The 12143-nt window shown below is 39.0% G+C and carries 8 protein-coding genes; all 8 read right to left on the reverse strand.

Annotated features, from left to right (window positions below):
• Positions 1–264 precede the first annotated feature (264 nt).
• Positions 265–825: a hypothetical protein gene (locus DK207_RS07560; protein ID WP_109440655.1), complete on the reverse strand. Its 561-nt coding sequence runs from the start codon at positions 823–825 to the stop codon at positions 265–267.
• Positions 826–857: 32 nt separating this feature from the next.
• The gene (locus tag DK207_RS07565) at positions 858–2873 is read right to left on the reverse strand and encodes an esterase/lipase family protein (RefSeq protein ID WP_109440656.1); all 2016 of its coding nucleotides are present in this window, start codon (positions 2871–2873) and stop codon (positions 858–860) included.
• Between the two features lie 113 nt (positions 2874–2986).
• The gene (locus DK207_RS07570) at positions 2987–3886 is read right to left on the reverse strand and encodes an ABUW_2363 family tetratricopeptide repeat lipoprotein (protein WP_109440657.1); all 900 of its coding nucleotides are present in this window, start codon (positions 3884–3886) and stop codon (positions 2987–2989) included.
• Between the two features lie 105 nt (positions 3887–3991).
• Positions 3992–4813, reverse strand: coding sequence for a serine O-acetyltransferase (cysE, locus tag DK207_RS07575; RefSeq protein WP_109440658.1), 822 nt, complete (start codon positions 4811–4813; stop codon positions 3992–3994).
• Positions 4810–5646, reverse strand: a complete 837-nt coding sequence (locus DK207_RS07580) for an RNA methyltransferase (protein ID WP_109440659.1) — start codon at positions 5644–5646, stop codon at positions 4810–4812. Before DK207_RS07580 ends, cysE begins: the two co-directional genes overlap by 4 nt.
• A gap of 13 nt (positions 5647–5659) precedes the next feature.
• Positions 5660–9223: a DNA polymerase III subunit alpha gene (dnaE, locus tag DK207_RS07585; protein WP_109440660.1), complete on the reverse strand. Its 3564-nt coding sequence runs from the start codon at positions 9221–9223 to the stop codon at positions 5660–5662.
• A gap of 169 nt (positions 9224–9392) precedes the next feature.
• Positions 9393–10460 (reverse strand): type II asparaginase, encoded by a 1068-nt coding sequence (locus DK207_RS07590; RefSeq protein ID WP_109440661.1) that lies wholly within the window; start codon positions 10458–10460, stop codon positions 9393–9395.
• Positions 10461–10798: 338 nt separating this feature from the next.
• On the reverse strand, positions 10799–12034 hold the full coding sequence (locus tag DK207_RS07595; RefSeq protein ID WP_109440662.1) for a pyridoxal phosphate-dependent aminotransferase: 1236 nt from the start codon (positions 12032–12034) through the stop codon (positions 10799–10801).
• Positions 12035–12143: the final 109 nt, after the last annotated feature.

A 12143-nucleotide genomic window follows, 5' to 3' on the forward strand; every position in this document is an offset into this window, starting at 1 on the left:
GTATAAACTAATAAATTATCTTTATAAAATTTAAAACAGATTTTAAAAAAGAATGATGTTATATCTGATTGTATAAAAATCCATTTTAAAGCTTGTTCATAATCTTTTTTGATCATAGAGATAGAGAAGAAAGCATTGTAGAACACGATACTACGGATAGCAGGGTGTTCAATGTGATTAAAAACATAAATATTTTCTCTATTATGTAGTGTGAAATCAATGAAATTTCCAGCTGGAGGGAATCTATTATATTTTTCAAATTCTTTATCTAATATTTTTTTTTATATTTAATGCCAAGTACATATTGGCATTTATTTTGTTAATGAATTTGTCAAAATTCTTTTGTTTTTTTAGTTCGAAATCATCTTTTAAGAAAAAATATAGAAACTCTGTATATGCCTCTGCACTAATTTTTTCGGAATAGCGTGTTCTTAATACTTTGAAAAAATTATACTTGTCAGGTGAGATATCTTCCCAATACTTTAAATATAGTTCTTCTTGATATTTTAAAAAGACGGTCTCTGTAAAATTATCAGGTATATTGCTTAAAAATTCTAATGTTTTAGTGCTGAAAGCTTTTGAAAAATGTTCATTAACTCCTCTGAGGCTGTAAAAGGATTTAATTAGTTCAAAAAATGACTTAATTCGAAATTCTTCGTTGGTATGTATAAAGTAAACATGGTCTTTATCATATTCACAGAGTGTTGAGGTTTGCATTCTTAAATAGCAATCTTTGGGTAGTGCTGATATTGATAAGAATTTAGTTAGTAACTCATCTGAATTTTTCTGAAATAATTTATTTAAATCATTTTTAAAATCTAACATTATTTCTATCCGAAAGATTTATGTATTGCTGATCATGGCTTATACAAGCCATGGTCAACAAGATGCAGACGAAGAATACGACGTAATTCAAGTATCGCCTCTGGCGTTTCTTGAATAGAATGCCCGCCATGTAAAACTTTTTCTGAAACCGCGCCATCTAAGTGAGCACTTTTATATGGAACGATTCCGTCTGTGATGATATTTGGATCATTACTTTTGGTAATATTCCCTAAAATGGAGTGGAAGACTAGACCTTTTTCAGGTGGAACATCAGCCGTTAATTCCATAAATTTTGACTTTTTACTTAAATCACTTGGACCATTTTGGATGACATCATTGGTCAATGTTTTAACAAAATCTTTCAGATCCATATCATCACTGGTGAGTGTGTCTGTGAGGGTTGTAAGGAAAGTCGCAGGTAAACGAATAATTTTCCGAGCAGCGAGGGTAAACCAACGGTCTGCATAATCAGTGCCACGATGAGGTGAAGCCAAGAAAACAGCACGATTAAAATTGGTAATAGGCTTCATTTTTAATCGTTCACTGATTACAGGATGCTTTCTCAGCTGAGTTTGTTGACGACTGCTCATCATTTCCAATGCTTGTTTGGATAGATCAACATCACTGACCAACAAGCGGCTAATAATGCCCCCCATACTATGTCCAATTAAAACAGCATCTTTCGCAGCAGCATCTTTAGGATTTATTGAGGAAAAAGCTTGTTTTAATAATGCATAAGTTTGGAAACGGCTTTCTAAAATAGGCATATTAGTTGAGTAGAAGACTTGCCATACTTGGTAATGTTCACGCAAAACGGGATCACCCATGATATCGTTGGTGACCGCAATCCATGCCTCCGGACTACTTGCCAGTCCATGTATCAAAACAATAACTTTTTTATTTGGATTATAAGGTTCTAACATATAGAGATGTGGCATGGTGAGATGCTGATCTCGGTCAATCAATGAAAGATAAGCTGCTGCGCCTAAATTATTTTCTGCTAGCCATAGACCGTAAGGTGCAGAAAAGTTAGCGGCTAGTGAGTATGCTTTGCCTGCTATATTCACTCTTTCGATCTTATAAGGATCATAAACTTTAATTTCAAAATTCGGGTTGTTTAAAACATCTTCGACACTTGCTGTTGTTTGTTTGGGTTGCGCAATAATCGTGGCAGCCAAATAACGTGCGTTATGGATATTAGGATTGGCACCATTCGGATATTTATAATTAAATGGGTCAAGAATATACTTATTTTCACCGCGATTTGTCTCTGTAGAAGGGAAGACCGCCACAAAATCAGAGCCGAAACCATCACGACGATTAATGGCTCTCAATCCAGAAAAATTCATATTGTAGCTAGATACAAACTGCTCAAGCTGTTGAATATTTTGTAGGCGTTGATAAGAGGTGATATCTATCGTATAGATACTTTTCCCAATTTTTATTGTTGGGGCGATGGTTTTAGAGGGATTCCGAAGATTATGTACATTAACCAATTTGGTTAGCGCTTGATTATAAAAATCTCGGATTTGAACTTGTCGGTTATCAAAAATACGTTCTTGTGGTTGACGGTCTGTTTTAAATAAATATGCATAACTATATCGAATACTTTTATCTAAGGATTCAAGTTCTTGGTCTAAGCATTGTTCATATTTTTGTTGAATGATTTTTTGTTCTTCTTCTTTGCGATGTTTGCTTAGTTTGCTAATTTTACATTCTGATGATTCTGATAATGCCAATGCTTTAGCAAGATATAACTCACTGGCAGTTGATAAGAGTTGTTCATCTAAAATTTGTGGAATCTTATGTAAATCTGCAACACACTCATTAGGTGTTTGTGTGCATAGCTTCGCTTCTTTACCAGACATTGAAAGTACATTCAGGCTGGCTTCACTTAGTTTTTTGTGCGTTAAAATGCTATTACGCTCATTGGCGATGGTCACATTTGTGGCTTGTTGCTTTAGACTGACAACTTGGCAACCACTCACCATGATTGCACTAAGTAGACTTACAGCAAATAAAGATTTATTCGGGTGAAATGCAAACATGATCGATGAGCACAGTAGGCTTAGATGTTATTTATAATACGAAAAATTAATGTTTTTTCAATGTAAAAAAAATAGACTGCTCAGGGCAGTCTATTTGATAGAGAAATAAAAAATTAATTCATCACTTGCCATACGTTCCAGCGCTTGCCAGATTCAATTTCACGAATTAAACGATCTGCAACTTCAGCTTCATCAGGGAATTTAATTTTATAGTTCTTTAATGTCTGAACCGCATTTTTCTTTTGCTCTAACCATAAATAGTTATTTACAGCAGAAAGATACGCTTCTTGTACGCCGCCTTTAATCGCTTTATCTAAATAAGGGATCGCCTCGCGTTGACCGCCACCTTCAGATAAGCCAAATCCGAACCAAAAGTTGGTTTCTGGGTCATTTGGATTCATTGCTAGGATACGTTGTGCATAATTTAGAGATTTAGAGGTATAAGAAGTTCCTAAATCAAGGTTGCGTGCCATGACACTCGCTTTAAATGCACGAGACAAAACATCAAAAGAAGCATTCGGTTTTTCTGCTAAAGCATCAAGCTTATGCGTGATTTCTTTAAGCTTAACTTCATAGCCTTTACGTTCTTGACGTTCAGTGAAACGTGGCGGATAGTGACGTGCTTTACCCTCTACGAGTTGTAAGAAATCATCAATCTCAGTGACATCCGCTTCATTTTCACCCGCAAGTACCGCATATTTGACATTACGTTGCTTGCTATCGATCGTTGGGATAATGATTTTGTTAACATCTAAGGTCATTGATTTAGATGGATCGCTTTGTAGAGAAACGACCATTTTTGTAACGGGTTGTGCAGCAGCTTCTTTGATTGCAAGCTCAAAGCTAGGCGGTGCATCGTATTGAATCGGATTTAAAGCATAGAATGCTGGAGTAGGATCAGGTTCTTTAAATACAAATGGCTCAGCAACATTTTCTTTTTTAGTTGGCGCTACGCCACAAGCCGTTAAAAAAGAAGTTGAAAGTACAAGTAATGCCAAGGGCTTAAAATTCATGATCTACATCCATTAATTTTAGTAAGAGGATAAAAATGATTGGTTCCGCTAGTCTAGGAAAAGCGGAACCAACTTGCAATGTACGAGATGTTATATTTTTTTAACTCAATCGGTTTTGAAGGTTGTACTCTGTGCTTCACATTCACGACGTACTTCTTCAATGATTTTTAACTCTTCTTTGCTATAGGGTTGAGTTTTAGAGTTTTGACCGTTAAAAGTTGGGTCAAGTAATGATAATCTTTGGCACAGTGTATTCATACGCTTTTCATTCTTTTGCATACGATCCAGTAATACACGAATACCTTCTAAAATAGGATCAGATTGATCTTCGGTAGTAGCATAGGGTTCAAAACCGATACTTTTTGCATAATCGCGTCGTAAAGCTTCTTGTTCTGTCTGCTCTTTGGTGTCTTGTTGTTTAAAGATGTAGCGGGCAGGGCTACCCACCGCAGTAACGCCTGCAGGAACTTCTTTCGTTACAACGGCATTTGAGCCAACCTTTGCACCTTTGTGAACTGTAAATGGTCCTAAGATCTTCGCACCTGCACCCACCACCACGCCATCTTCCAAGGTTGGATGACGTTTACCTTTATTCCATGTGGTACCACCCAGAGTAACGCCATGATACAGCGTGACATCGTTACCAATTTCAGCTGTTTCACCAATCACAACCCCCATGCCATGATCAATGAAAAAACGTTTGCCAATTTTTGCGCCTGGATGGATTTCGATCCCTGTGGCAAAACGACTGAAAGATGACAGTAAGCGAGCAGTCCCTTTAAATTCTTTTTTCCAAAGTTCATGTGCCATTCGATGCATGATTAATGCATGAATCCCTGGATAAGTGGTTAAAACTTCAAGCGTATTGCGTGCCGCAGGATCACGTGCAAATACAGCCTCTATATCTTCTTTAAGCTGTTTAATCATTTGTTATGATCCTCCGATTGAGATTTTTTCCATGAACCATTCGCTAGAGACTGTACACGACTGAAAACACCGCGTAATAAATGATATTCCATACGATCTAATTGTATCCTTCCGAATAAACGACGCAAGCGTAAAGGCAGTAAACGAGGATTATCAGGGTCTAAAAATTCAATTTCAGTCAACATTTTCTCAAAATGAGGATAAAACTCTTCCATTTGCTGTTGGGTTACAAGCGGTTCGTCCCATTGCATGGTTTGCTGTTGTTTAAGTTGCATTTGCTCATTTGATGTGTCAACCACTGGACTGACTTGCTCTAGTGCCGCCATTCTTAACTCGTAGCATACGACTTGAATGGCTTGAGCCACATTTAACACGCCATATTCAGGATTTACAGGAATTGTTAAATGATAATTGGCGAGAGCAAGCTCTTCATTAGTCAAACCTCGATCTTCACGACCAAAAACAATGGCAATATTTTGTTGTTGTGTAGCCGCTTGAAGTGCTTCTTTTGCTGCTGGACGTACGTCTAATAATGGCCATGGAATAGTACGACTACGCGCGCTGGTTCCAAAAACAAGATGACAGTCTTGAATCGCTTGTTCGAGCGTTTCTACAATTTCAATATGTTCGATTAAATCTTGTGCACCTGCTGCTAAGGCATCAATATCTGGATGAGGATATGTTTTAGGTGCAACTAATACTAATTTGGATAATCCCATGGTTTTCATGGCACGTAAAGCACTACCAATATTTGCTGGGAGAGTTGTATTGACCATAACAATACGGACATGATCCAATGGTTTGGTCACATTATTTTGCTCAAACTGATTCATATATCATCCAAATTTAAGAATATTGAGAAACTTCGGCTTGATAAAGGTCCAAAGCTTCATCCATAGACATATTTTCAGGTGGTGTTGCGACAGTGCTAACTTTAGGTTTTTCGATTGCTTTGGCAGCTTTTGATTTCACTTGATATTCGATGAAAATAGCATCTTTTCCAAAATAATCACGTAATTTAGCGAGTAGTTCATCTTGAGGGGCAACTTTCCATTGCGGTCCTAGATGTACTTCAGCATATGCAAAGCTTTGCTCAATTTGTAACTGTAAGCCAATATGTTGACTCATATAGACATTACAATACGGAAGGAGAATGGTTTGTAGATCTTTGGCTAAAGATTTGGTCATTAAATCAGGGCTTAGCTGTATTTGAATGCTTTGAGCGCGTTTTTGGCGGATTTCATTCAAGCTAAATGCTTTGCTCAAACGCGCCATTGGGCGGTCAAAACCTTCACGTTCATAAATTTCACCTTCAATGACAACCACTTGTTCAAGTCGAACAATTTCTTTGTAACGTTGGAAACGTTCATGATTGCAACTGATTTCTACACGTGAAGTACCATCATCTAAGGTGATCATAATCCGATTTGGGAAGTTGGCGATATCCACGACCAAGCCAGCAAAGACAGTTGTAACTCCGCGACGAGTCGGTGTCAGTTCATTCAGTTTTGCTGGAATAAAGGCTTTTAATTCTGGACGATAAACATCAATTGGATGACCGGTTAAATACAGGCCAAGCGTATCTTTTTCACCTTTTAATCGAACTTCATCCGACCAAGGTTTGACAGGTTTGGCTGGTTTGCGTTGAACCTCTTCAACTTCACCAAACAAATCCATAATGCCTGTTTCACGATTACTACGTGCCTGTTCAGCTGCTTGCACGGCTTCAGGCAGTTGAGCCATTAAGCTTGAACGCTCAATGCCGAGACAATCTAATGCACCAGCGCGGATGAGTGCTTCAAGTGTACGTTTATTGATTTTCTTTAAGTCAATACGATGACAAAAATCGAACAAGTCTTTATATGGACCTTCTTTAATGCGTGAGTCGATCACAGACTGCATTGCCTGTTCGCCAACACCTTTAATCGCACCTAAACCGTAGACAATAGTACGTTCGTCACTGGCATGGAAATGATATAAAGACATATTTACAGAAGGAGGAAGTACTTCGAGCTTATTGTTACGGCAGTCATCAATTAAGAACACGATACTGTCAGTGTTCTGCATTTCCGATGATAAAACAGCTGCCATAAACTCAGCAGGGTAATGAGCTTTTAACCAAGCGGTATGATAGGCAACAAGGGCATAGGCAGCAGCATGTGATTTGTTAAAACCATAGCCTGCGAATTTTTCCATATAATCAAAGATATGGTTGGCTGTTGCTTCATCAATATCCTTTTCTGCGGCACCTTTAATAAAGATTTGGCGTTGTTTTACCATTTCTTCAGGTTTCTTTTTACCCATGGCTCGACGAAGTAAATCTGCACCACCCAAGGTGTAACCCGCACAGAATTGTGCTGCTTGCATTACCTGTTCTTGGTAAACCATGATGCCATAAGTCGGTTCTAAAACGCTTTCGAGTAATGGATGTAAATATTCAAACTCGCCACCGTGCATACGATGAATAAAGTCAGGAATCAGATCCATTGGGCCAGGACGATATAAAGAAACGAAGGCAATAATTTCTTCGAATTTACTTGGCCTTGCTTCTTTAAGCATTTTTTTCATGCCGACGGATTCAAACTGGAATACCGCGGTCGTATTCGCTTCCGCAAAAACTAAATATGCATCTTTGTCGTCCAACGGGACATTTGCGATTTCGAGTGGAGTTTCAGATTTGATTCTTTTATTAATATTCTGAACGGCATCCTCAATTACAGTAAGGTTTCGTAAACCCAAGAAGTCAAATTTGACTAATCCCGCTGCTTCGACATCATCTTTATCATATTGTGCGACGCGGTTGGTACCATCTGGATCACATAATACTGCAGAGTAATCGGTAATTTTCCCCGGAGCGATAACCACACCACCAGCGTGTTTACCCGTATTTCGTGTGATACCTTCAAGTTTAAGTGCCATTTCCCAAATTTCAGCCGCATCATCATTGTCTGGGTTGGATGGATTGGTGACGATATCTTTAAGTTGCGGTTCCATATCAATCGCAGTCGCCAGATCAACACCAAGCGGTTTGGTTGGCACCATTTTTGAGATACGGTCTGCAAGCCCATATGATTTACCCAAGACACGTGCAACATCTCGAATGGCACCTTTTGCCGCCATGGTACCAAAGGTCGCAATCTGGGAAACAGCTTGGCGACCATAGTTTTGAGCTACATATTCGATAACGCGATCACGTCCTGCAATACAGAAATCCACATCAAAATCGGGCATTGAAACACGTTCTGGGTTCAAGAAGCGTTCAAAGAGTAGATCATATCGAAGTGGATCGAGATCGGTAATTTTTAAACTATACGCGACCAAGGAACCTGCACCCGAACCTCGTCCTGGTCCGACGGGTACCCCATTATTTTTTGCCCATTGGATAAAGTCCATGACGATGAGGAAGTAGCCGGGGAAACCCATTTTTAAGATGATATCAACTTCATATTTGATTCGTTCATCATAGGGTTTACGGATATCATCCCAATCTTCATCTCGCTCTGATATTGGATAAAGATGATTTAAGCGTTCTTCTAAGCCTTGACGAGATAGATGCTCAAAATAGGTATCGATGGTATAGCCATCAGGGATAGGGAAGTCAGGTAAGAAATAGGTCCCGAGTTGTAGTGCTACATTGCAGCGCTGTGCGACATAATATGTATTTTCAATCGCGCTTGGAATATCTGAGAATAGCTCAGACATTTGCTGTCCAGTTTTGAAATATTGTTCGGGGCTATAATTTTTTGGACGTTTATCATCACCCAATACATAACCATCAGCAATACAAACGCGAGCTTCATGTGCGTAAAAGTCATCTTTGTCAATAAAATGGATATCATTGTGTGCGATGACACCAATTTGGTATTTTGCAGCGAGTTTGACTGCCTCTTGAATAAAGTCTTCTTCACCCGCGCGTTCGGTACGTGTTAAGGCCAAATAGACACGGTTACCAAATTTTTCAACCCATGCTTCTAACAAAGGTTCTGCTTTTTGTGGATTTGACGAGCAGAGCATCTTACCCACATCACTGTGTTGCCCCAACAGGATAATCAAATCCTCAGATTGTTCGAGCACCCATTCTTTTTGGACGCAGGGGATACTGAGTTGTTGTCCTTCGATAAAACCACGAGATACAATTTCTGTCAGGTTCCGCCAACCTGTATTGCTCATCGCCAAGAGTGTCGCGCGATGTTCAGCATCATTGAGTCGAATGACGCTGCCTAAAATCGGTTTAATTCCTTTCTTAAGGCATGCTTCATAGAACTTCACTGCAGCATGTAGGTTTGACAGGTCAGTTAATGCCAGAGCAGGCATTTCATCGTTTATAGCAGCTTTGACCAAATCGGGTATGCGAACAATCGACTCTGTAATCGAAAACTCTGTATGAATACCAAGATGAACAAACTGCATAGATCTATCCTTAACGCGACCGCCGATTATTCTAACACGCTCTGTCTATGGCTGTTGTCTAATATTTTTGCAATAAGATCATATCTGCTTTGTATTCGGCTCAGAAACTAAAAAACCGATGTATATGCGATTTGATCATATACATCGGTTTAGTCGTTATGGACGTAAATTAATACTCCCAGAACATCCGTTGAATTTCTTTAGCATCATTGGTTTTAGTGAGTGCCAATGCCGCGAGAATGCGTGCTTTTTGTGGATCAAGGTCATGTGCAGCAACCCAACCATATTTGTCATCAGGTTGTTCCGCATTACGTAAAACAAAACCTTGAGCGACTCGAGAAGAACGGATAATTTGAATACCGTTGTCATCGTGTAGTTGTTGTAAAGTTGGCACTAAGTATTTTGCAACAGAGCCGTTACCCGTACCCGCATTGATGATTGCTTGCGCTCCAGCCTTTGCATAAGCAAGATAAGCATCAGGTTTCATTGAGTCGGAACCATAAACAATTTGAACAACAGGTAACTGTTCACCTTTAATCTGTTCAATATTAAATTCTGATGTCTTCGTATGACGTTTAATACTATTTCTAAACCAATATGGTTTTCCTTCAACAACAGTTCCTAAAGCTCCCCATTGACTTACAAAAGCGTTGGTATGGATGTTGATTCCTTTGGTTACATCGCGTGCAGCAAAGATTGAGTCATTCATCAATACCAGTACGCCTTTATTTTTTGCTTCATCAGAAGAAGCAAGGGCAACAGCACTATATAGGTTAAGCGGGCCATCAGCCGAAAGTGCGGTAGACGGGCGCATTGAACCTACTAAAACAATTGGTTTGTCAGTATGAACGACAAGGTTTAAAAAGAATGCCGTTTCTTCAAGCGTATCTGAACCATGGGTAATCACAACGCCATTCACAGAAGGTTTTTTGACTAAATCGTTGACTTGGCGTGCAAGTGATAAAAGTTCTTTATCGGTAATATTCTCTGACGCAATTTGTAGAGCTTGAACACCGCTTACGTTTGCTAAATCTTTAATTTGAGGAACTGAATTAATTAAAGTTTCTACAGGAACTTTCGCAGCTGTATAAGTTGCGCTATTGGTTGAGCTTGCGCCAGCGCCTGCTATCGTGCCACCAGTCGCCATAATCACGACATTATTTTTCGCGTACAATGAAACTGAAGCTGCAAGCAAAGTGCATGCTAATCCTAATGATTTAACCGTTTTAATCATCAATTACAATCCTGTTTTCTAGTTTTCCATCGAAGTGCTATGTCTAAATCCGACATGACATCGGCGGCTATTATTTGAAGTTTTAGGGTTTAAATCATTGGCAAAATTATTTTTTATTAGACTTTTGTCTAGAATGAAAATGGATGTGATTAAAGATTTAAGCAACTGAAGTGACTCGAGAACATTTACTTTTTAATTTTAATAATATCAGGTGTTTATTTGAGTATTTATGGGTTTTTCATATGATTGCATCATATTGGTGCGGTTTTGTGTAATGACAGACGAACTCTTCTAAAAATAAAAAAAGCAATGTCTAGTGAAGACATTGCTTTAATTTTTTATTAGCGACGAGTGGCGAGGAAGCGGCCTAAACGATTAATTGCTTCACGAAGTTCATTTTCTGCTGGTAAAAATACCACACGGAAATGATCAGGTGTTGGCCAGTTAAATCCTGTACCTTGTACGAGTAATACCTTTTCTGCTTTCAACAAATCAAGCATTAACGCTTCATCATCCTCGACGGCATATACAGTTGGATCAAGTCTCGGGAAACAGTACATCGCACCTTCAGGCTTAACACAACTTACACCTGGGATTTCATTGAGCATTTCCCAAGCAATATTACGTTGTTCGTATAATCGACCACCTGGACGGATCAAATCATTAATCGATTGGTAGCCACCCAAAGCGGTTTGAATTGCATATTGGGCTTGATGGTTCGCACATAGACGCATTGAAGCCAACATATCTAGGCCTTCAATATAATCAGCAGCACGTGCTTTATTACCTGTAATTGCCATCCATCCCGCACGATAACCTGCGATACGATATGCTTTGGATAGACCATTAAACGATACGCAGAGTTGATCACCAGCTAATGTAGCAACTGAAACATGTTCAATCCCGTCATATATAATTTTGTCGTAGATCTCATCCGCAAATAAAATCAAATCATACTTTTTCGCCAAAGCAACAATTTGTGCTAAAACATGGCGAGGGTAGACTGAACCTGTTGGATTATTGGGATTGATCACCACGATTCCGCGGGTATTCGGTGTGATCTTACTTTCCATATCAGCAATATCAGGATACCAGTAGTTTTCCTCATCACATTTATAATGGATTGCTGTACCACCCGACAGATTAACTGCTGCGGTCCATAACGGATAATCAGGCATTGGAACCAGCATTTCATCGCCGTCGTCTAATAAGCCTTGCATTGCCATTACAATAAGTTCTGAAACACCGTTTCCGACATACACATCATTGACGTGCATATCAAAAATACCTTTTTGTTGGTAGTACTGGCAGATTGCCTTACGTGCAGGGAAAATACCTTTAGAATCGGTATAACCAATCGCATTTGGTAAGTTTAAAGCAACATCATTGATAATCTCTTGAGGTGCTTCAAAACCAAATGGTGCAGGGTTACCGATATTGAGCTTGATAATTTTATGCCCTTGCTCTTCCATCTCATTGGCGGCTCGTAACACAGGTCCACGAATGTCGTAGCAAACATGCTCGAGCTTAGATGATTTTTTAATTTCTCGTGGCGTAGTGTTACTGATAACGGACATAATTCCATCCAATGTTTTGTAAGTTAAGAAAAAATAGATTACCGAAAACGCACAATCTATTTTGAAATTCCGCTAGAAATTTATCAACGACTAGCGTAAATATGGAAAG

Source organism: Acinetobacter haemolyticus (genome assembly GCF_900406815.1).
Classification (GTDB): domain Bacteria; phylum Pseudomonadota; class Gammaproteobacteria; order Pseudomonadales; family Moraxellaceae; genus Acinetobacter; species Acinetobacter haemolyticus_A.

What these genes read in the sequence shown, in the direction of transcription:
- DK207_RS07560 (WP_109440655.1), bottom strand. Translation starts at nt 825, where the DNA reads ATGTTAGATTTTAAAAATGATTTAAATAAATTATTTCAGAAAAATTCA.
- DK207_RS07565 (WP_109440656.1), bottom strand. Translation starts at nt 2,873, where the DNA reads ATGTTTGCATTTCACCCGAATAAATCTTTATTTGCTGTAAGTCTACTT.
- DK207_RS07570 (WP_109440657.1), bottom strand. Translation starts at nt 3,886, where the DNA reads ATGAATTTTAAGCCCTTGGCATTACTTGTACTTTCAACTTCTTTTTTA.
- cysE (WP_109440658.1), bottom strand. Translation starts at nt 4,813, where the DNA reads ATGATTAAACAGCTTAAAGAAGATATAGAGGCTGTATTTGCACGTGAT.
- DK207_RS07580 (WP_109440659.1), bottom strand. Translation starts at nt 5,646, where the DNA reads ATGAATCAGTTTGAGCAAAATAATGTGACCAAACCATTGGATCATGTC.
- dnaE (WP_109440660.1), bottom strand. Translation starts at nt 9,223, where the DNA reads ATGCAGTTTGTTCATCTTGGTATTCATACAGAGTTTTCGATTACAGAG.
- DK207_RS07595 (WP_109440662.1), bottom strand. Translation starts at nt 12,034, where the DNA reads ATGTCCGTTATCAGTAACACTACGCCACGAGAAATTAAAAAATCATCT.